21 protein-coding genes and 1 pseudogene are annotated in these 20,508 nt (G+C 68.5%); 15 read left to right on the top strand and 7 right to left on the bottom strand.

What is annotated here, in order from left to right:
- Nucleotides 1–33 precede the first annotated feature (33 nt).
- Nucleotides 34–420: an STAS domain-containing protein gene (locus QC385_RS15330; protein WP_279541851.1), complete on the bottom strand. Its 387-nt coding sequence runs from the start codon at nucleotides 418–420 to the stop codon at nucleotides 34–36.
- A gap of 158 nt (nucleotides 421–578) precedes the next feature.
- Here QC385_RS15330 and QC385_RS15325 point away from each other — a divergent pair, with 158 nt between their 5' ends.
- A complete protein-coding gene (locus QC385_RS15325; RefSeq protein WP_279541850.1) occupies nucleotides 579–1,058 on the top strand; it encodes an ATP-binding protein in 480 nt (159 codons plus the stop codon).
- Between the two features lie 22 nt (nucleotides 1,059–1,080).
- Here the strand turns inward: QC385_RS15325 and QC385_RS15320 are convergent, their stop codons facing one another.
- Together QC385_RS15320 and QC385_RS15315 are read right to left on the bottom strand one after the other, a co-directional pair.
- Complete coding sequence (locus tag QC385_RS15320; RefSeq protein WP_279541849.1) at nucleotides 1,081–1,431, bottom strand: ANTAR domain-containing protein; 351 nt, start codon at nucleotides 1,429–1,431, stop codon at nucleotides 1,081–1,083.
- A gap of 207 nt (nucleotides 1,432–1,638) precedes the next feature.
- A complete protein-coding gene (locus QC385_RS15315) occupies nucleotides 1,639–1,830 on the bottom strand; it encodes a hypothetical protein (RefSeq protein WP_279541848.1) in 192 nt (63 codons plus the stop codon).
- A gap of 169 nt (nucleotides 1,831–1,999) precedes the next feature.
- Here QC385_RS15315 and QC385_RS15310 point away from each other — a divergent pair, with 169 nt between their 5' ends.
- From QC385_RS15310 to QC385_RS15285, 6 genes are all read left to right on the top strand, one after another.
- Entirely contained in the window at nucleotides 2,000–2,986 is a 987-nt protein-coding gene (locus QC385_RS15310; protein ID WP_279541847.1) for a magnesium and cobalt transport protein CorA, read from the top strand.
- A 477-nt stretch (nucleotides 2,987–3,463) separates the two neighbouring features.
- A complete protein-coding gene (locus tag QC385_RS15305) occupies nucleotides 3,464–3,727 on the top strand; it encodes a hypothetical protein (RefSeq protein ID WP_279541846.1) in 264 nt (87 codons plus the stop codon).
- A 450-nt stretch (nucleotides 3,728–4,177) separates the two neighbouring features.
- Nucleotides 4,178–4,855, top strand: coding sequence for a hypothetical protein (locus QC385_RS15300; RefSeq protein ID WP_279541845.1), 678 nt, complete (start codon nucleotides 4,178–4,180; stop codon nucleotides 4,853–4,855).
- Nucleotide 4,856: 1 nt separating this feature from the next.
- Nucleotides 4,857–5,264 carry a phage holin family protein gene (locus QC385_RS15295; protein ID WP_279541844.1) on the top strand — a complete coding sequence of 136 codons (408 nt, stop codon included), beginning with the start codon at nucleotides 4,857–4,859 and terminating at the stop codon, nucleotides 5,262–5,264.
- A complete protein-coding gene (locus QC385_RS15290; protein WP_279541843.1) occupies nucleotides 5,240–5,920 on the top strand; it encodes a DUF3618 domain-containing protein in 681 nt (226 codons plus the stop codon). The genes QC385_RS15295 and QC385_RS15290 overlap by 25 nt, the downstream gene beginning before the upstream one ends.
- Before the next feature lie 71 nt (nucleotides 5,921–5,991).
- Complete coding sequence (locus QC385_RS15285; protein WP_279541842.1) at nucleotides 5,992–6,966, top strand: YihY/virulence factor BrkB family protein; 975 nt, start codon at nucleotides 5,992–5,994, stop codon at nucleotides 6,964–6,966.
- 343 nt (nucleotides 6,967–7,309) lie between these two features.
- Here QC385_RS15285 and QC385_RS15280 read toward each other — a convergent pair whose 3' ends face one another.
- Nucleotides 7,310–8,353 carry a YihY/virulence factor BrkB family protein gene (locus tag QC385_RS15280; RefSeq protein ID WP_279541841.1) on the bottom strand — a complete coding sequence of 348 codons (1,044 nt, stop codon included), beginning with the start codon at nucleotides 8,351–8,353 and terminating at the stop codon, nucleotides 7,310–7,312.
- Between the two features lie 1,069 nt (nucleotides 8,354–9,422).
- On the opposite strand from QC385_RS15280, the gene QC385_RS15275 reads away from it, so the two are divergent.
- Entirely contained in the window at nucleotides 9,423–10,064 is a 642-nt protein-coding gene (locus tag QC385_RS15275; RefSeq protein ID WP_279541840.1) for a carbonic anhydrase, read from the top strand.
- A gap of 304 nt (nucleotides 10,065–10,368) precedes the next feature.
- Here QC385_RS15275 and QC385_RS15270 read toward each other — a convergent pair whose 3' ends face one another.
- Nucleotides 10,369–11,346, bottom strand: a complete 978-nt coding sequence (locus QC385_RS15270; protein ID WP_279541839.1) for an L-threonylcarbamoyladenylate synthase — start codon at nucleotides 11,344–11,346, stop codon at nucleotides 10,369–10,371.
- Between the two features lie 130 nt (nucleotides 11,347–11,476).
- On the opposite strand from QC385_RS15270, the gene QC385_RS15265 reads away from it, so the two are divergent.
- From QC385_RS15265 to QC385_RS15235, 7 genes and pseudogenes are all read left to right on the top strand, one after another.
- On the top strand, nucleotides 11,477–11,599 hold the full coding sequence (locus QC385_RS15265; RefSeq protein ID WP_279541838.1) for an Lsr2 family DNA-binding protein: 123 nt from the start codon (nucleotides 11,477–11,479) through the stop codon (nucleotides 11,597–11,599).
- Between the two features lie 338 nt (nucleotides 11,600–11,937).
- A complete protein-coding gene (locus QC385_RS15260) occupies nucleotides 11,938–14,508 on the top strand; it encodes a DnaB-like helicase C-terminal domain-containing protein (RefSeq protein ID WP_279541837.1) in 2,571 nt (856 codons plus the stop codon).
- Entirely contained in the window at nucleotides 14,508–15,080 is a 573-nt protein-coding gene (locus QC385_RS15255; RefSeq protein ID WP_279541836.1) for a hypothetical protein, read from the top strand. Before QC385_RS15260 ends, QC385_RS15255 begins: the two co-directional genes overlap by 1 nt.
- A 155-nt stretch (nucleotides 15,081–15,235) precedes the next feature.
- Nucleotides 15,236–16,237 carry a helix-turn-helix domain-containing protein gene (locus QC385_RS15250; RefSeq protein WP_279541835.1) on the top strand — a complete coding sequence of 334 codons (1,002 nt, stop codon included), beginning with the start codon at nucleotides 15,236–15,238 and terminating at the stop codon, nucleotides 16,235–16,237.
- A 79-nt stretch (nucleotides 16,238–16,316) separates the two neighbouring features.
- Nucleotides 16,317–16,766, top strand: coding sequence for a hypothetical protein (locus QC385_RS15245; RefSeq protein WP_279541834.1), 450 nt, complete (start codon nucleotides 16,317–16,319; stop codon nucleotides 16,764–16,766).
- 156 nt (nucleotides 16,767–16,922) lie between these two features.
- A pseudogene (locus QC385_RS15240) lies at nucleotides 16,923–17,298 on the top strand (transposase); the annotation flags it as partial.
- A 38-nt stretch (nucleotides 17,299–17,336) separates the two neighbouring features.
- A complete protein-coding gene (locus QC385_RS15235) occupies nucleotides 17,337–17,630 on the top strand; it encodes a protein kinase domain-containing protein (RefSeq protein ID WP_336621294.1) in 294 nt (97 codons plus the stop codon).
- A 9-nt stretch (nucleotides 17,631–17,639) separates the two neighbouring features.
- Here the strand turns inward: QC385_RS15235 and QC385_RS15230 are convergent, their stop codons facing one another.
- Entirely contained in the window at nucleotides 17,640–19,010 is a 1,371-nt protein-coding gene (locus tag QC385_RS15230) for a tryptophanase (RefSeq protein ID WP_279541832.1), read from the bottom strand.
- Between the two features lie 77 nt (nucleotides 19,011–19,087).
- On the bottom strand, nucleotides 19,088–20,245 hold the full coding sequence (locus tag QC385_RS15225; protein ID WP_279541831.1) for a tryptophan dimethylallyltransferase family protein: 1,158 nt from the start codon (nucleotides 20,243–20,245) through the stop codon (nucleotides 19,088–19,090).
- Nucleotides 20,246–20,508 lie beyond the last annotated feature (263 nt).

The following is a 20,508-nucleotide window of genomic DNA, read 5'->3' as shown; positions in this document are numbered from 1 at the left end:
TGGCAGGGGGCGTCGCTGCCCGTTCCCGCGCGGTCAGGGGCTGAGCGCCTCACGCAAGGTGGGGTGGCAGTCGAGGAGGGCATCGACACCTACGAGCTGCAGGGTGCGCAGCACGGAGTCGGCGGGGCCGGCCAGGCGCAGCCAGCCGCCGGCCGCGGTGACGGCCTGGTGAGCGGCGATGAGGATGTTGATACCGGTGGAGTCCATGAAGGTCACTTGCTGCATGTCGACCACGATGCGGGGCCGGGCGGCATCGGCGACATCCAGGGCCTGCCGCAGCTGGTCGCCTGTGTGGTGGTCGATCTCCCCGGCCAGGGTCAGAACGCGGATGCCGTCGGTGGAGGAGGACACGACCGACAGCCCGACGGGCCGTTGCGTCTGCTCAGCTCGTTCGGAATCCGCCATGTGCCCCTCTGCCATGTCGGTGATACTGACACACCAAGACCTTCGCCCGGAGTGCTGCCCTGCACCGTCCGGGTCATGCCCTTATGTGAGCGAGCGACAGAGGGACGAGTGGCCTCTCCTGCTCAGACGCGGGTACGCGCGGGGGTGTGAACGGGGGAGCGAAGGCGGTCGCCATGGAATCAGTGCCCTTGCGCGAGGACGGCACGGCATCGGACGAGCACGCCCTACAGACCACGGTGGCCCTGGACGGGGACGGCACGTGCATCGCCCAGGCCCGCCATCTGGCCGCGGACTTTCTTGCGCGGGTGCAGGTCGAGCACGGGCTGCCCGTCTCGCAGCGCGCCATGGATGTCACCCAGCTGGTGGTCAGCGAGCTGGTCACCAACGCCCGCAAGTACGCCCCCGGCCCGGTGCTGCTCGATCTGCGCGTCACCGGCGCGGTGATCGAGGTGGTGGTCTGGGACAGCGACCCAGTGCTCCCGGTGGCCCGGGCCGTAGACCCCGGCCGGGTGGGCCAGCACGGACTGGAGATCGTGATGGCGGTCGCCCAGGGCTTCGAGGCGCAGCTGAAGCCGGTCGGAAAACGCATCACCGCCCGCATCGCGCTCCTCGACGATCCCGCTGGCAGCATGGCCGGTCGCCACGGGCCCTGACCCGCCCGGCGCAGCCCTTCGATCACCTCCTGCGGGCGAGGGCAGCGTGCAGTTCGGCCAGGATCGTCTCAGGCAGAGCGGCGTCCTGCGCGTGCTTGATGATCTGCTCGGCGATCGAGGAGAGCTTGGTGTTGGTGTGCTGCGAGATCTCACGCAGCACCATGAACCCGTCCTCCGGGTTGATCTTCGCCGTCATCACGAGCACCCCGATGGCCTGATCCACGACCGCGTGAGAGGCGACCGCGCGCTGCAGCTGCGCGTTCTGCGCCTTCAATTGCTCGACCTCCGCGCGCAACTGCTTGACCTCCTGCACGAGGTCGTCGACGCGGGCACCAGCGCCGGGTTCTCGGCCAGGGAGCGCGGGCGAGGCCATGCGTATCACCGTGGGTGTCGGCGGAGCGGGGACTCATGGTCGCCTGCCCCTTACCCTCCTCGGCATCCCCGCGGCGGGGGAAGGTCACAGCCCTATGGCCGGAAAGAGGTGAGCTCTCCGAGTCTGGACCCGGAGAGCTCAGCGGGGCTTGCTTTCGAACCCCGCTCGCGGCGGGTAGCCGCACGGTCAGCTGTCACACCGGCGTGATCAGGCCACGTCGCGGTAACGCGGCGACCGATCAGCGCCCTGCGGCCGGCTTGTGCTGTGGACCAGACGCAGATGACGCCCGCGGGCGTGCCGGGCCGCCCTCGGCCGGCCCGGCAGCCAGTCCTCGATGCGGTCCATCCCGTACAGCAGCAGGCCCAGCGCAGGCAGCAGCAACACAGCGACGGCGATCACGGTGACAGATCCCTCCGGCCGACAACACCTCACCGGGTTTCCACCACCTCCCCGGCCAGCAGCCGACCCGTGTGAAGGTCTGGTGACCACCGGAGTGGGGATGGCGCACGGCGGCGGCCCTTTTGCGCCGCCAGGCATGGAATGCAGTGACGGAAGCATCCGAAAGCACATGGAGTGCGTGATCTATCAGGAGCGGACGGGTGAGTGCGAGCAGATCGACTGCCGGCAGGCGGACGCATGCCAGGTGACCCTGGACCGTCTGGAGGGCTTGAAGCCGGATGAGTTCGCCTGGATCCGCATGGACGAGCCCCGCCAGGAGGAGCTGCAGCGGCTGGGCGAGTACCTCCAGCTGCATCCTCTGGCCATGGAGGACGCGGTCCAGGCGCACCAGCGGCCGAAGCAGGAACGCTATGGCGACGTGCTGGCGGTCGCGGTGAAGACGCTGTGGTTCGTCGAGAAGACCGCGGATGTGGAGACCGGAGAAGTGATGATCTTCCTCGGCCCGGCGTTCGCGCTGACCGTACGGCACGGGGCGAACGACCCCACAGTGGAAGCCGCGCGCCGCCTCGCGGAGCAGCCGGACATGGCCCGGCTCGGGCCGGTCGCCGTCCTGCACGCGGTGACCGATGTGATCGTCGACGCCTACGCCGAGGCCGCCGCCCAGGTACGCACCGACTTGACGGAGCTGGAGCGGTGCGTCTTCTCGTCCGCTCGCGATGACCTCACGGAATCGATCTACTCGCTCAAACGCGAGGTCGTGGAGTTCCGCGACGCCATCCAGCCACTCGTCCCGGTCATGCAGCCCTTCACCACCGCGCGGGACGACTGGCCACGGCAGGTCCTGCCGTACTTCCGGGACGTCACCGACCACCTCACCCGCACCGACACCGAAGTCCGCGCCCTGGACGACCTGCTCGCCTCCGTCCTCGACGCCCACATGGCGAAGGTGGGAACGTGGCAGAACGACGACATGCGCCGCATCAGCGCCTGGGCGGCCATCTTCGCCATCCCCACCATGGTCGCCGGGATCTACGGCATGAACTTCGCCCACATGCCCGAACTCGACTGGCGCTACGGCTACCCGTGCGCGCTCGCCGTGATGGCCCTCGGTGCGGGGCTGCTGTACCGGGCCTTCCGCCGCAACGGCTGGCTGTGAAGCACACAGTCCCGCAGGCAGGCCACGGCTCGGCCGCCCGCCACAGCCCGTCCTCGCCCCTGCTACGCCGAGTTCCTCCGCAAGACCGTCACGCCCTCCATCTCTACAGCCAAGCCGAATGCGTGGGTGTCCTGAGGGAAGTCGTTGTGCATGGGTTCGATCCGAAGGTCCCCGGCCGCTACCGCGAGGGCTGCCCGGTAGCGGCCGGCCGGACGATGGCCCTCCTCGAGCGCGATGCAGCGGGCTGCTGCGGTGCGGCTGCAGGTCGTCGGCGAGCCCCAGCTCTAACGTGAACTCGCCGCCGCTCTGCACGCCGCCCGGCGACCTGTCACCGCTGGCTCCCAGGCAGTCCCCCGAGACGTCTCCCTGACGTTACGTGGGCTGCGTGGCATCTGGGTGGTTGATCGTGCGGGACCTGGGCAGACGGGCTCGGTGTCATCCGTGTCGTCGGACCTGCTTGGGCAGGTGCGGCATGCCTTGATCCAGGCTGGCTTCCACCTGGTCCGCGAGGACGCGCACGAGAGCGAGCCGGGACTGGCGGTGACGGAGGTGGCGACCGGGGTTGTGGTGAGATGGACGGCCTCGGACGCCTTCACTTCGCTGGCGAACGACCAGCCTGGCGCCTCGCGCGACAGCATGCACGCGACAGTGGGGGCCGCGGTGTCGGGCCTGCTGGTGCAACTGGGGCACACCGTCACGGAACCCTCGGACGGCGGTGACTTGCTGGTCCTGGCCGATTAGTAGGTCGAGGGCGGCCCCGACGCCGGGCGGGGCCGGGGCCGCGCGCACACGAGGTCCCGTCGTGTGGCGACCGGAGCGAAGTGCACGCGTCACAGCAACAACGCACCGCCGGCATAAAGGTCACTGACGAAACTCTGCCGCGGTGACATCCGTCTGACGTTCAGGCGGCGCCATGATCTCAACACCCCCATGGCTTGGCGCGCGGCCCAGGCCATGACATCTGTCGGTGCTGAAGGCCGCCCGCGCTCAGCCCCCACGCACATGGTTGTTGTTGTTTCGCATGTCATGGCCCGGATACTCGCAAAAACGCCCCAATCGGTACATAAGCACACGGGCGTGGTAAGGCCCCTCACCGAGCTGAGAGATGCCAACCGTGGGGTGCAGCGATTTCCCGAACGTCCTTCGCCGAAGTCTGGAGGCCGTCCGCGCCCCGGAAAGAGGGTGAGGACCGTGAGCACTGAGTCCGACGTTGGCGGGGCCGGGCGTGTACAGGCGGCCGGACAGACCGCGAAGGAGCAGGCGTCGGCCACAACCGGCCAGGCCGGCAAAGCCGCCGGCGAGGTGGCGGGCACCGCGCTGGAGCAGGCCAAGACGGTAGCTGGGGAGGCTCGTCGGCAGGCCGGAAGCGCCGTGGGTGACCTTCGGGGCCGCGTGGCCGAGGAGGTGGAGGGTCAGACGCGGCGCGCGGCCGGGACGGTGCGCCAGTGGGCGGACGATCTGGCGGAGCTGGCACGCAACGCGCCCGACGACTCCCCGACCCGCAGTCTGGTGTCCCAGGTGGCCGATGGCGGCCACCAGGCGGCGGACTACCTGGACGACCACGATGTGCAAGGCATGGCCGAGGACCTGAAGGGGTTCGCGCGGCGACGGCCGGGGGCGTTTTTGGCAGGGGCTGCGCTGGCGGGGTTCGCGATCGGCAGGATGGCCAAGGCCAGCAGCAAGGCGCAGTCCGGACAAGGGTCGCAGCAGGAACAGACTGCCTTCCCGGACAATGGGTCGCCGGGGGTGGCCGAGAGGACCGTGCGCCCGGAGCCGCGGGCCTACCCGCAGGGTGCCGTACAGCCGGAGCCCGGGCCTTACCCGCAGGGTGCCGTGCAGCCGGAGCCGCGGCCTTACCCGGAGGTGTGAGATGTCATCGATGGCACCGGAGCCGCGCGGCGGTGACTCTTCGGTCGGAAAGCTGTTGTCGGAGGTGACCTCGGACATCCAGACGCTCTTCCGGCAGGAGGTGGACCTGGCCAAGGCCGAGATCCGCGAGGAGGCCAGCAAGGCGGGCAAGGCCGCCGGAATGTACGGAGGCGCCGGGTTCGGCGGCTACATGGTCGCCCTGTTCGCCTCACTCGCGGCGATGTTCGCCCTGGCCAATGTGATGGACACCGGATGGGCAGCCCTGATCATCACCGCGGTGTGGGCGGGCATCGCCGCGATCCTGTTCGTGATGGGCCGCTCCCGGATGCGGGAGGTGTCCCCGAAGCCGGAGCAGACCGTGGAGACGCTGAAGGAGGACGCGCAATGGGCACGTCACCCGACCAAGTGAGAACCGAGATCGAGGCGACCCGCGAGCGCCTGTCGGAGAACGTCGACCGGCTGGCCGACCGCACCAGCCCGGGGAGGATCGTGCGCCGCCGCACCGATCGAGTCCGCGGCGCAGTCTCCGGCGCGCGCCGGCGCGTCATGGGCACCGCATCCGCGACCACGCAGAGCGCCGGGGGCCGCACTCAGCAGGCCGCAGCGTCCGTCCAGGACAGCGCCGGCCAGGCCGCGGACACGATGCGCCAGACGGCAGGCCAGGTCGGCGAGACGGTCAGCAGCGCCCCGGAACAGGCGATGAGGCAGACGCAGGGCAATCCGCTGGCGGCCGGACTGATCGCCTTCGGCGCCGGGATGCTGGCCGCCTCGCTCCTGCCCACCTCGCAGGCCGAGGAGCAGGCAGCCTCCCAGCTCTCCGAGAAGGCCGGTGAGGCGATCGAGCCCGTCAAGCAGGCGGCGATTCAGTCCGCGCAGCAGGTGAAGGAGGACGCCACCGAGACGGCCAAGCAGGCCGCCCAGGAGGTCAAGGACACCGCCGTGGAAGCTGCTCGCACCACCAAGGAGGAGGCAAGCGACCAGGCCGGGCAGGTCACGGAGCAGGCCCGGCAGTCCGGCCAGCAGGTAGCCGACGAGGCCCGGCAGCAGCCCCCTGGCGCCATGTGAACCACCAGTGACCGCCGCACCGCCCCGGATTTCGCTCCTGGTGCGGCGGCACCGATCAGAAGGGGTGAGTCATGGACCGCCATCGCAACGATCGCGACGAGACCTCCCGCCTGGACAGGCACACGACTGAACCTGCAAAGAAGCCGACCGACCTGCCCAAAGGGTCATGGGGAGGCGTCCTCAAACGGACCCTGAAGGAATTCAAAGAGGACAACCTCACCGACTGGGCGGCCGCCCTGACCTACTACGGCATCCTCGCGATCTTCCCCGCCCTGCTCGCCCTGGTCTCGCTCCTCGGCCTGCTGGGCAGCGCGACGATCAAACCGATGATCGACAACCTCGGCAGTCTCGCCCCCGGCGCCGCCCGCGACATCCTCAACAACGTCCTCAAGCAGCTCCAGGCAAACCAGGGCGGGGCAAGCATCGCGTTCATCATCGGAATCGCGCTGGCCTTGTGGTCGGCTTCCGGATACATCGCCGCGTTCATGCGCGCGTCCAACGCCGTATACGACATCGGCGAAGGCCGCCCCGTCTGGAAGACCATCCCCACCCGCCTGATCATCACCCTCATCGTCGTGGTGCTGCTCGCCGCCATGGCCATCGGCGTGGTCTTCACCGGCACCCTGGCAAAGAAGACCGGCCAGATCCTCGGCCTGGGCGACACCTTCATCACGGTGTGGAACATCGCCAAATGGCCCGTGATGGTCCTGCTCTTCGCCGCGATCGTCGCCCTGCTGTACTGGGCGGCCCCCAACGTCAAACGCAAGTTCCGGTGGGTCAGCTCCGGCAGCCTCATCGCCATCGTCATCTGGCTCATCGCCTCCGCCGCGTTCGCCTTCTACGTGGCGAACTTCGGCAGCTACAACAAGACCTACGGAAGCATGGCCGCAGTGATCATCTTCCTGATCTGGATGTGGATCTCCAACATCGCCATCCTGCTCGGCCTGGAATTCAACGCCGAACTCGAACGCGCCCGGGCCATCGACAGCGGCCACCCACCCGGCGAAGAGCCCTACGTCGAACCCCGCGACACCCGCAAACTCTGACAAGCCCGCCCTGCCGAGGTGCGGTGTGCGGTGTGCGGTGCGGTCAAGTGTCGGCACCCCACCCACCAGACCGAGTACGGCGGAGCACGGCCGCGTACCACACCGGCAGCGCCTGCAGGGTGAGCGTGCCCACAACGCCATGCCGGCGAACAGCCCGCCGCCCTTGCCGTATCGCTTGCCCCTTCTCCTTCATCCCGGCCAGCACCAGCCGCATCTCCCGCACACCAACTCGGTCTGCTGCTGCGAAGCACGCTGCCCGGTCAAGCGCAATGCCCCCCGAGCACGCACGGCGAACATGCACACGCGCACGGCGCGGGGCCCGACCTCCGGGCGGCGCGTTGCCTCAGGCGAGACGGCGTCGATCCTCCTGCGACCACTTACGGGTGTCCCGGGGCGGGACGTACGGCTCCTGCGTCTCCGGCAGACCACCGGCGACCGCACGCTGGCGGGCCATCTCGGCGTCGAATTCCAGGCCGAGCAGGATCGCGATGTTGCTGATCCACAGCCACACCAGGAAGACGATCACTCCCGCCAGAGTGCCGTACGTCTTGTTGTATGAGGCGAAGTTGGAGACGTAGAACGCGAAGCCGGCCGAGGCGACCATCCACACCAGCAGGGCAAGGAAGCTGCCCGGTGTGACCCACTTGAAGCCACGCCCCTTCACGTTGGGCGTCGCCCAGAACAGGATTGCGATCATGATCGTGACCAAGACCACCAGGACTGGCCATTTCGCGATCGACCACGCTGTCAGCGCCGCGTTACCCAAGCCCAGCGCGGTGCCCACCTGACGCGCCACGGCGCCGGTGAACACAACGATCAGGGCACTGATCACCGCCAGGACCAGCAGCGCCACCGTCACACCCAGCCGGACCGGCAACACCTTCCACACCGGGCGCCCCTCCGGCATGTCGTACACGGCGTTGGAGGTACGGATGAACGCGGCGACATAGCCCGAGGCCGACCACACGGCGAGCGCCAGACCCACGACCGCCATGATGGAACCGACACCGCCGTTGCCCTGCAACTGCTTCACGGCGTTGCTGATGATGGTGCGCGCCGAACCCGGCGCCAGCTTGTTGATGTTGTCCATCACCTGCTGCGTCGCCGACTGCCCCGAGATACCCAGCAGCGACACCAACACCAGCAACGCCGGGAACAGGGACAGCACTCCGTAATAGGTCAGGGCCGCAGCCCGGTCTGCGAGCTCATCGTCCTTGAACTCCCTCAGCGTTCCCTTCAGCACCGCCGACCAGGATCGCTTGGGAAGCTCGGTCGGCGCGTCCGGAGCCCGCTCCTCCACCTCCTCGCCCGGTCCAACGGCCCTGTCGCGGCCGTCCGGCTCCGGCTCAGGTCGCTTGTTACCATCCGCATCTACTGTCCGTGCCATGACACCCGGGTATCCGCAGGAATCCGCTCTAGGCAGCGCGGGACCGTCAAGCGTCAACCACAGCCCCTGCGGCTATCGACCGATGGAGCACCCGGACACTGGTCGGTCACAGACATGACGACTCGAGCCACAGATACCCCGACCACCTTCAGGGCCGCCGGTCGGCAAGGAAAGTCCGAGGCGCCTCTCGTCACCCCCCACCGGCACAACCCGCCCCCCCAACCTGCGGCTGCCCGCCGAATCACCGGCTCCGGTGACGGCGCTCCTGCAGCTTCTTCATCTGGGTCTCGAGCAGCCCGCCGCGATGAGTCCCGGCCTTGTGCCGCCCCTTGCTCTTCTGCTCAGCCGGGTGCCTCTGCCGTAGTTTGCCCGCCATCTCCATGGCCCGTTGCCTCATCCTCTCGGCGTCCATACCGCTCCTCCTCACACCACCCGTTCAGTCCCTTTTCGCTAGATTTGCACACCGCGTGGTACGCCGCATCCGGCCGACTCAACACGCTGCCCCCTGAGCAGCGGCGTCCCAGGAGTAGACCTGCGGGACGGAAGTGGCCGCGGGCCATGGCCCCACAGCGCCGCGCTGGCGTCCAGGTCGGTCTGGCCCAAAGATGATGCGCTGACACAGTTGGCCGTTGGCGCGCTGACGCCGCCCAGACCACAGACCGTCCACGTGGCAACGGGGCCACTGCGCGTGTTCCAAAGCAACAGCATCCACGCCCTCGTACGCTCCCTGGCATGGATGACGCACAACCAGGCGGTGACAACGGCGAGCCCACTGCGCGACGGGGTTCGGGGCCCCTTTTCCTCCAGGACGTCCTGCGGGAGCTGAACAGCAATTTGCAGTCGCTCTCGGCACACGGCGCTAGCAGGGGCATCCCCTCACCGCGGTCGACCGCCACGGCCGCGCGTCCGTCCGGGGAGTAAAGGCCGCATCGGCGGCCTGGCGTGTGTGGCACACGGTGCGTGGGGCCCTGGCCGTGCCCTAAGCCATCAGCGCCCGATCCGGCGAACACCAGTGGGACCAGGCCCCCAGGCGGTGCGACGGCCAACGGTGCCTCGTAGGCTGCCGCCCATGACCGAGATCCAGACCCCTACGCCCCGCGACGCCTTCGAGCTGCTCATGGCCGGCAACCAGCGCTTCGTCTCAGGCACCCCCGAGCACCCGAACCAGGACGCCACCCGCCGCACCGAGATCGCACCCGCCCAGCAGCCCTTCGCCGTGCTGTTCGGGTGCTCCGACTCCCGGCTGGCCGCCGAGATCATCTTCGACCGCGGCCTGGGCGACCTGTTCGTCGTGCGCACGGCGGGGCATGTCGCGGGTGCGGAAGTCCTCGGTTCCATCGAGTACGGCGTGAGCGTGCTCGACGCCCCGCTCGTCGTCGTGCTCGGCCACGACTCGTGCGGGGCCATCGCAGCCGCCTGTGCCGCAGCCGACGGTGGCAGGGTGCCCGGCGGCTTCGTCCGTGACGTTGTCGAGCGCGTGACCCCGAGCGTGCTGGCAGCCCGCGCCGCAGGACGAGACCAGGGCGAAGAGATCCTGGCCGAGCACATCGAGCACACCGTGGACCTGCTGCTGGAACGCTCCCGCGTCCTGGCCGAGCGGGTGACCGCCGGCCGTCTCGCAGTGGTGGGGCTTTCCTACCGGCTGGCCGACGGCAGTGCCCAACTCGTCGCTTCCCGCGGCCTTGACGCGGCGGTTCTCACCGCGTCCTGAGCGCCCGGCCATTCCTGCTCGGCCTGATCTTCCGCGGCCGGAGGACCTCCGGACAGATGGATGAGGCAGCCTCGTCGGGTGGCCGCTCGATCACCCTGGAAGGGTATCCCGATGGCTCACGGAGCCGACCGCCCGTCCAGCCACCCCGCGCCCACCTGGCGCGGACTGAAGATGTGCCGGGGAATGGTCGTCACCGACGACGGACGGGCACGAGTTGTGCCCGGTCTGCCAGAGCGGTGGGCACTGGGCCGCGTCCCTGACGAACCCACGCGCCACGAGTCAGCGAAGGGCACGCTGGTGATCGTCAAACGGTGGGCCGGGGCCCCGCAGCGCGGCGGAGCCGGTTGGCGATCGCCAGTCCCAGCCCCTCCTCCGCCGGCAGCGACGCGATGATGAGGTCGCACCCCTGCTGGTCGAGTTCGCGCAGGAACCTGTACAGCTCGCGCGCGTAGGCGGCCATCGAGGCGGGAACCGCCACCACGGCGTGCGCCTTCACCGGGGCGCCGACGAAGGAGGCAGGCAGAAACACGCCCACCTGGTGCCCCAACTCCTGAGCGAGTTCCGCTTCGGCGACGACCTTCTCGGGCTCGACGAGGACGACCCGCGCACGCGGCGCGTAGTGGGACGGATACTGGCCCGGCACCCGAACGCGGCTCGTGGTGGGGACCTCGAGCGGGTGCCCCAGCACCGCTTCGAGGTCCTCGCGCGTCACCCCGCCGGGCCGCAGGATGCTCGGGATCTCGCCCGTGGCGTCGACGATGGTGGACTCGACGCCGACCTGGCAGGGGCCGCCGTCCAGCACGAAGTCGACGGCCTCGCCGAGTTCCGCGCGGACGTGTTCAGCCGTCGTGGGGCTGACCGAGCCGAAGCGGTTGGCGGACGGGGCCGTGACCCCGCCGCCGAAGGCCGCCAGCAGCGCGAGCGCGACAGAGTGGTCGGGCACGCGCACGGCGACCGTCTCAAGGCCGCCCGTCGCTTCCAGCGGCACGCGGGGACCGCGGCGCAGGACCAGCGTGAGGGGCCCGGGCCAGAAGTGTTCGGCCAGCAGGCGGGCCGCGTGCGGTACGTCCTGTACCCAGTCGTCCAGGTGCTCCGCGCCGGCGAGGTGGACGATCAGCGGGTGAGAGGGCGGGCGCCCCTTGACCTGGAAGATGCGTGAGACGGCGGCGGGGTCCTCGGCGTTGGCGCCCAGACCGTAGACGGTCTCGGTCGGCAGGGCCACCAGCCCGCCGGCGCGCAGCACACCGGCTGCCTTCTCGATGTCACTGGTGATGGCCGTCACCCTCGAATCCTCTCATCGTTCCTCTCCCCCTCATGCCATCGTCGCGTCGGCGCATGACGGCGAGACCGCGGCCTCGACGGCACCCAAGGCGCCGGAAACGGACAACCCTGCTTCACCGGCTGTACCGCCGATGGCCGAGGTCCGGAAGTGGGCCGAAGACCGCGGCATGGACGTACCATCGCGCGCTCGGCTGCGCACCGAGATCTGGGACGCCTGGCGTGCCGCGCACGCCTCCGCACAGCCGGCCGGCTGAAGGCGAACGCCGCTCCTCTGGCCCGGCTCTTGTTCCTCGCCTTGCTCTTGCGGCCGTGGCTCTTGGTCATACGGCTCTCGCTTCCCGCTGGCCAAGGGCGGCGGAGCTGGGAGGTCAGCGAGATATCGGTGAGCGTAGGGCCGCCCGGCGGCGTCAACTAGCTTGCGTCGTCACACGTGCTGTCCGCTGCTGATCGGCTGGGCGCCCCGACCCGTCAACCCGCACACTAAAAAGTCACCAATAGTGAGTGAGATTCTCTAAAAACATAGTGACTCTGCTAGTATAACTAGGTTAATTCTGGTACGGCGGGGGGCAGTTGAGTTCCTTAAGGAGGGTGAGTGAGTCAGTCGCCACAGGAAGAGGGCGCGATCAACGCGACCACGGCGCGGAACAACCTGTACTCGCTGGTGAAGCTCGCCGAGGAGCAGGGGCGCACCACGGTGATCACCAAGCACAAGGTGCGCGCTCTGCTGGCACCGCTGGACCGGTTCCCAGCTGCCCGGAAGACCGATGCCTTCCCGGCCTACGTGCTGAGTACGGCGCAGAAGGACTTCGGCGACCTCGTCACGCTGGCAGCGAAGGGCCAACCGCAGGTCCTCCTGCGGAACACCACGCCGGTCGCGGTACTGCTCCCCGCCGACCCCGCCTCAAGTGCACTCTCATCCGACACGGCCGCGCACCCCGGCGTGGCGACCGCAGGAGGTGCGGTGAACAGCCAAGGCAACCAGGACCGCAGCAGCGCGCCGCGCAGGCTCGCCACGCTGGGCGACGCCATCGGTTCCGTACTCACCCACGGCCCGGTCGGCGGAACCCTGTTCGGACTGCCCGGCCTGGACGCCGCGACGGGCGGTCTGCAGCCGGGCCGGCTGACGCTCGTGGCGGCCGCCCCGAACGTCGGCGGGAGCCTTCTGGGTCTTGCCGCCGCACGGCAGACCGCGCTCGTCGACCGCCACACGGTCCTCTACGCGGCGTCCGGACCCAACAGGGACGATATTTTCCGCCGGATCATCTCCGCCGAGACCGGCGGCGACTACCCGCGCCTGAAGCAGGGCCGCCTCACCGAGCAGGAGCAGCAGGTCGCCCGGCAGCTGGTCCAAGCGGGCGACCTGCTGATGATCGATGACGGCACCAACCTGAGGGCCGAGGACATCGCGGAAACCGCGCCGCACATGGAGGGCCTGGCCCTCGTGGTCGTGGACCGCCTCCAGGCCGCCCACATCGCCCGCCTCCCGCTGTCCGGAGAGCGTCTCCCCGATGCCTCCCAGGTCCTGGCCGGCCTCGCACGCACCCTTCACGTACCGGTCCTCGCCGTCGTTGACAGCGACGACCCCACGCTCCTGGCGCTCCTGGACGCCGACGTCGTCGTGACGCTCACAGCGACCGCCGACCTGGGCAAGGTCCAAGTGACGGTCACCGAACGCGACTTCGGCACGATCGGCTCGGCCTTTCTGCAGCCCGACCTGCTCCACGCCCGCTTCCTCGACGCAGGAACCGGACCCATCGACCGCGCCCACAGCCCGGCGGGCCCAGAGCTCTCGCCTGCCACCGGCGGAACGGGAACCGCGGCGCTGGAACTGGCAGAAGCCGCCCTTCCCTACACATCCGGCGGACACAAGGGGATCCCCGCCGCCCTCACCCACGAGCTGGCGGCCTGGCGGACCGCCGTCGCAGGCGGCGACCAGGAAGCCCTCAAGGAGATCCTGCCGTCGCTGCTCCAGGCCGCCGCAGCGGTATCGGAGATGCCGGACACTCACGAAGGGCACCGCCTCGCCGCCGCACTGCGGCCCTTCACTCCGGCCGTGTCCGCCGACACTGCCGGAAGCGCCGGTCAGGCCGCTGCTGCCGGTGCCCCTGCGCACGCCCCGGCAGACAGCGGCCAGGGGCAGGATGACGTAGCGGAAGACGAGGAAGACGGCGAGGACGGTCTGGCGCCGGGGGACGAGGAGGACGAGCCCGAGGGCCACGTCTTCCCCGCCTTGAAGATCCTCAAGGACTCGGTCGGCCGCTCGAAGATGCACCCGATCCCCGTCATCCGCACCGAGGCCCGCGACAGCGCCCCGTGGACTCTGATCAGCGAGCACATGGACGGCGAGCCCCGCTGGGTCCACCCCGACGTCACCGCCACCCGTGTTCCCCACATCCGGGCGAACGGAAAGCGCGTCCGGCGCGACCAGCTCGACGTGCCCGACTCCTTCGGCGAGGGCGTGCTGTGCCTGATCGACCGCAACGGCAGCTTCCCCTCCGCCTGTTCGGCTGTTCCCCTTGCCCCGAACAAGCTCCTGCACACCGGCCCCCTCGACGCGTACGACAAAGCCGGGGCCGGCATCTACCTCATCGACATCCCGGAGTGGACCCGCACCGACATGCCACACCCCCTGGGCCGGATCATCGACCGGCCCGACGAGGACGGCCGAGTGTGGGTCACCACCCCCCACATCAAGCAGCTGGAGAAACTCGTCCGGGCGGGCCACCTCGCCGCCATGCCGGCCGTTCACGACTCCTGGACAGGGAAGGCCAACGAGTCCCTCTTCAAGCCCTTCTACGAGGCCACCCGCAAGGCACGGACCGAGCTCGTCCAGGTCGGCGGCGACCCCTACAGGGCGTACAAGACCCGGCTGTCCATCGCGCTGCGCCTGCTGTGGCCCAAACGCGCCGAACAGCGCTCCCCGTTCTGGCGACCGGACTGGCGCATGAGCATGGTCGCCGAGGCCTCCGTCCGCCACTGGACTGTCGCCTTCAAGGCCGTCCAGGAAGGCCACACGCTCCTCGCGCTGCGCAACGTCGACGCGGCCGTCTTCTGGACGCCTGACCGCACTCCGCCCGCCACGTACCGGATCGGCACCGGCTTCGGCGAAGTGAAGGCCAAGTTCATCCAGTCCGGCGAGATCATCCCCGAAGGTGACGACTGATGGCCGGGCCCACAGGCCGCGGCGGCTCCCTGGGCTCTGCGCTCAACAACCTCCTGCGCTCACAGGTCACCCCCCGCCACCGGCTGTCCTCGTACAGCGCCAAGCACTGGCACGCCCAGCTCAGCCAGCTCACCGCAACCCACCGCGGCTACCAGGCCCTGGAGGACGCCGGCCTCCACGTGACAACCAAAACTTTGATCAACTGGCTGTCCGACCCCGAGTACAACATCCGCCGAAGCTACCGCGACCTCATCCACACCGCCTACGAGAACGCCGCCATCGTCCCCGCCGATCCGATCCCCGACCACGTCAAGAACGGTCAGTTCGAGATCAGCGGCGTCGTCAGGACAGGCGACGACGAACGCGAGCGCGGCAACCGCCGAGCAGCGCCCCTGCGTATCGACGGCAGCAGGGGCGACTGGAGCGAGATCGAGGAACTCTGGCTGGCCGGCGAGCTCACCGACGACGACTTCGAGGACCACTTCATCGACGACGTCATCGTGGCTGACATCGGCGAAGGCACCGACGGATGGGAATTTCCTGGCGCCTTGTACTCCGTCGAACTCAGGTAGCAGCACGCGCTGAGCAGTCTCCTCCGAAGCAACGAGAAGCCCTGCTCGCGGCCCGTGTACGGGCGTTCAGCAAGTGACCGAAGTACTGCTGGCCTGCCGCGTCTCCCCATGTCACGTTCGACACCGCAGGAGAACCGGCTACGGAGGGCTGGGGAGTGCTGATAACGGAGCTCAACACGGACGTTGTGGAAGCGCCGGAGCGCTTTGCGCTGTGGCAAGAAGCCACCGCGCAGTCGCACATGCGCAATCTGATCCGCAGCAATCACCACGACGACTTCCGGGCCAAGATGCGCAACCTCAACCTGGGAGAGGTACAGGTGTCTGCTCTGGCCTTCCCGCATATGGAGATCGCGCGGACAGCGAAGTTGATACGGCAGTCCGACCCAGAGGTGTACCTGGTCAACTACATTCTAGGTGGAGAAGGCGTCATCTCCTTGGACAGGGGTGATACGGCGTTGCATGCCGGCGACCTCGTGGTGCTGGACAGCAGCCGTCTCTACCATGCCCATCGCCACGCACTCCAGGACAGCTGGTCCCAGCTGACCGTGCAGTTACCTCGCAGGCTGCTGCCGCTGCCGGAGAAGACGGTGCAGCGCCTACTCGCTGTCCCGATCAGCGGGCACCGCGGTATGGGCGGGGTGTTCACCCGCTGGCTGTCCGACCTCAACGCACGCGCCACAGAGTTCACCCCAGCCGACATCCCCACCCTCACGTCAGTCACTCTGGACCTCCTGGCATCCGTGATCGCCCAGTGCTTGGAGTCTGAGGAGACGCTGAGCTCGGAAGCCCGCCGGAGGGCCCTCCGGGCCAAGATCAACGCGTTTGTCGAGCAGCACCTCGCCGACCCAGCCATGACCCCCCAGACGCTCGCCGATGCCCACCGCATCTCCCTGCGCCACCTCCAGCAGCTGCTCGCTGAGGACGACACATCGCCAGCAGCCTGGATACGCCAACGCCGTCTGGAACGCTGCCGCATAGACCTCGCCAACCCCCGCCTGCGCGCCCGCCCGATCCAGGCCATCGCCGCCCGCTGGGGCTTCATCGACCCCGCCCACTTCAGCCGCCTGTTCCGGGCCGCCTACGGGATAGCGCCGCGAGACTTCAGGAACCTGCAGGCCGAAGCGTGCGCGAATCGGCAACAACCCTGCGCGGAATGACAAGGCCGACTGCTGTGCCGGTCGGCATCCTGGGTGCCGAAACCCGGGCTTCCATCACTGGAATGGGAAAGGAATCGCAATGCGCCGAACTGGTGCCCATTTCATTGCCATGATCATGGCAACCGCCGCGGTGTTCCTCACTGCTGGCGGTGCCTCCGCTTCCAGCGGAGACGCCAACCTCCTGGCTGGCGTCGAGCGCGTCAGCACCACCAATGGGGTCACCCTTTACAGCGGGGTGAAGACCGAGGCCCAGGCCGCCGGCCTCTGCGACTACGCTTTCTGCGCCTACAGCTCAAACGTCGGGGAGGTCATGGCCGCCGACGATTGCGGCGAAGGAGCCTACGTCCCGTCGAGCTGGAGGACTGGGAGCGCGGGCGGTTGGTGGCAGAACAACCTGCCCACAGGCCTCGTCTCCATGTACAACAACAACTGGACCAACATCTACGACACGCCGGACGCCTACTCGGCGGACTGGACGGCGAACTGGGCCCCTGTCCGCTACTGGGAGATCCAGTGCGGAAACCCGTGACAGGCCCCATGAACCCTGCCTGACACTGAGTCTTAAGGTCCACATCGAAATGCGGTTCGAACTTGACTAGCGTCTTCGCAGTTCAGTGGACGTGAAAGCGGCCTTCGTCTGATCCCGTGCTCCGTCACAGAGTGGATCAGCGCGAGGGCCGAGGTCATGAGTTCGGAGCATCAGGGCATCCTTCGGGATGCGTTCGCGGAAGTGTCACGCTTCCGGACGGAGCTGTACGCGTGTCTGACCGCGCGGAGCGACGCTCTGTTCGAGCTATGTGACGCGTTGCTGTGCACCAACGGGCCGGTGCGAACGCTCGTTGACCTGGCGCTTGCGCCCGAATATCGCCGCGGACATGGCGCTCTACGGCGGCCTTAACCAGGGTCGGATCGACGTCTCCCGGCTGCGCCGAGCGCTGGCCGGGACACTGTTACCGAGGGCAGCGGACGGCCGGATCGTGCTGGCCGCAGATGCCTCGCCGTGGCTACGACCGAACACCTGCCCCGGCCGGTCGTTCTGCCATACCTTCGGCCGCGGCGAAAAGCATCAGACAACGGGCAGCCCTGCGCCTACCTGGTGATGGAGCTCCTGCCCGGCAAACCGCTCGGCGCCGCCCTGAGAGCCGGGAGACTGCCCCTGCCCAAGGCCCTGTCCGTCGCAGCCTGCGTCGCCGATGCCCTCAAAGCCGCACACGACGCGGACCTGACGCACCGGGACATCAAGCCCTCCAACATCATCATCAGGACCAACGGCAAGGCAACGGTCATCGACTTCGGCATCACCAAGGGCAACGACGAACGGCCTGGGAATGGCTGCCGAGCCGATCCCGTAGAGCGCGACTCCGACTCACAGGGAAGCCACCCTGCCGCATGAGCGGCCAACCTAGTTGGGCGTCACTGGCGCTAGTTTGATGCTGAAGTGGCGCAGGATGGGTGACTGGCCGAGGATGCGGTAGCCGTGCACCGTGCTGGGGTCCTTGGCTATGTCCGCCAGGGTTCGGGCCACGTGGTCGTAATGGCTGCGGGTGTAGACCCGGCGTGGCAGCGCTAGGCGCACGAGTTCGTAGGGTGCGCTCTTGATGGGGTTGCCGTGTTCGTCTTCCTCGCCGAGGTAGAGGGATCCCAGTTCCGCCGAGCGGATGCCACCGCGGCGGTAGAGCTCGCAGGCCAGTGCGTGGCCGGGGTACTGGTGGGGTGGTAGGTGGGGCAGGAGTCGTCCGGCGTTGAGGTAGAGGGCGTGCAGGCCTGCGGGCTCGACGATGTCGACGCCTGCGGTTCGTACGCGCTGGGCGAGGTGGGCGGCGATGTCGGCACGCTCTGCCAGGTAGGTCGGCTCTGTTACTTCGCGGAGGCCTTGGGCCATCATGTCGAGGTCGCGTCCGGCGAGGCCGCCGTAGGTGGGGAAGCCTTCGGTCGCGATGAGGAGCCTTTCACATTTCTGGGCGAGTTCGGGGTCGTTGAGGCCGATGAAGCCGCCGATGTGGACAATGCCGTCCTTCTTGGCGCTCATCACGCACCCATCGGCCAGGCGGAAGGCTTCCTCGGCGACCTGGCGGGGGGTGCGGTCCTGGTAGCCGGGCTCGTGACGGGTCACCAGCCAGGCGTTTTCGGCGAATCGTGCGGCGTCGAGGATCATCGGGACGCCGTGGTGGCGGCACAGGTCGGCGGTCTGCCGCAGGTTGTCCATGGACACCGGCTGCCCGCCTCCGCCGTTGTTGGTGATGGTCATCACCACTGCGGCCACGGGTGATTCGCCGGCGGTTTTGAGTGCGAGTTTGAGGGCCTGTAGGTCGATGTTGCCTTTGAAAGGGTGCGGTGTGTCGAGGTCCTTGGCCTCGGGGCAGGGAAGGTCGCGGGCCTGGCAGCCGGCCAGCTCGACGTTGGCGCGGGTGGTGTCGAAGTGTGTGTTCGACAGGACGGTGCTGCCCGGAGTGAGGAGGGTGGAGAACAGGATGCGTTCTGCTGCCCGTCCTTGGTGGACGGGCAGGAGGTGCGCGTAGCCGGTGAGTTCGCTGACGGTGTCTCGGAAGCGGTAGAAGGATCGGGAGCCGGCATAGGACTCGTCGCCATTCATCCCCGCGGCCAGTTGGTCGGCTGAGATCGCCCCGGTGCCCGAGTCGCTCAGCAGGTCGATGGTGACCTCCTCGGCACGCAGGTTGAACAGGTTGTAGGAGACCCGTTTCAGGGCTTCCGCACGCTGCTGTTCGGTGGTGAGGGGGATGGGCTCTATGACTTTGATCCGGTACGGCTCCACTGGGTCCTTCCTTATGACGTTTTGTGGGTCACTGCGAGAGATGTCTGGTGGGCGGCCGCGGCTGGCCGGTCACCGGCTCACGGCGGCGTGCTTGGCCGGGGCGGGGTATGACCGTGCCCGGGGCGGACGGCGTATGCCTCTGAGGAGAGGTACGCGGTGATGCGAGGCTGCCGGTCGCGCTCGTGGGCCAGGGCCAGGTAGGAGATGAGGCCGACTCCGTCGGAGAGTGGTCGCGTAGTGAGAGCGGACAGGGCGTCACCCAGTACCGAGGGGTCCACGCCGAAGTGGGTCAGCAGGGCGTCGGCGCGGGTGAGGGATTCGTCGTCGTCGCGGACGTAGTCGCGGACGGGGATGTGCAGGGTGAAGCCGCTCGGCCGGTCGGTTGACTGCTCGGTGAAGGAGTGGCAGGCCAGCGCCGGCCGCCTGTCCAGCCGTGTCTCCGGCTCGTTCCTCACCCCGGCCGGCAGGCCCGCTCCTGCTGCGATGCGGAAGAAGGCCGCTATGTCCGCGGGCGCGGGGCCAGGCTGGGCACGGTTCAGGGCGCACGCCTCGGCTGCCGAAAGACCGGGATGTGTCGTGTAGACCTTGACCCGGGGGGCTTCCCAGGTGCCGAGGTCCAGGGCGAGGAAGGGGTACGCGGCCGTGTCGGGTAGCGCTGCGAGCGCTTGCCGGTGTCCGAGCCTGTGCAGTGCTTTTTGCACCGTGGCGGTGGCTTGCTGGGGGCCGGAGGCGGCGGGGTTGAGGTAGATCTTCATGCCGGGGACGCCGCCGGGGCGTAACTCCAGCGCGTACCACAGTGCTAGGGGACCTTGGGCAGACGGGGGGAAGAACAGATCCTCGAGGCGGTCGAGCTGAGCGGTGGAGATGTCCCAGCGGCGGGCCATGTCCCGAATGGCGAGGAGCCCTTGGTGGCCGTTGGCCGCCATATCCTCAGCGGCGCAGCCGGGTTCGGCCAGGACGCGCAGGACGGGGGCGGCGTGGGGCCGAAGGGACAGGGAGAACTCGACGGGCGTGTGGTCATCCGATATGAAGCTCGGCGAGGGAGGAGGCTGGGATAACAGGCGTTGGGAGGCGTTGCCGAGAGAAGTGACCAGGAGTTCGGCGTAGAGCGCCGCGTCCGCGTCCTTCAATCCTACGACGGCACCCAGGCGCAGCAGTTGCCGGGCGATGTGGTCGCCGAGTGTGGGGCTGTCCGCGTTTGCGGCCGGTGCGTCACTCGTCGGCGCCGCACTCACGCGGTCTCCCGGGATGACGGGCGGCGGAAAGAGGAGGCGGGCGTGATGCCATGCCGGCTTGGGGCAAAAAGATACCCGCCGACGGGGGCGGGTATCTGGCCGTACGGCCCGTCTGTCTGGGCAGGTATGAGGAAGATCTTCTCCTGGGAAAGCGGCCGGTGAGTCAACCAAGCGGCGGAGCGTTGAGCGAGAGTGTCAGCGGCGTTCGCATCCACTGCCCCTCCTTCATCGTGTGACGACTCAGATACCCTGCGCAGTCCTAC

The sequence above is a fragment of the Streptomyces sp. DH10 genome, assembly GCF_029813805.1.
Lineage (GTDB): Bacteria > Actinomycetota > Actinomycetes > Streptomycetales > Streptomycetaceae > Streptomyces > Streptomyces coeruleofuscus.
The sequence above is the reverse complement of the archived record's forward strand: the minus strand, read 5'-3'. Positions and strand labels throughout refer to the sequence as shown.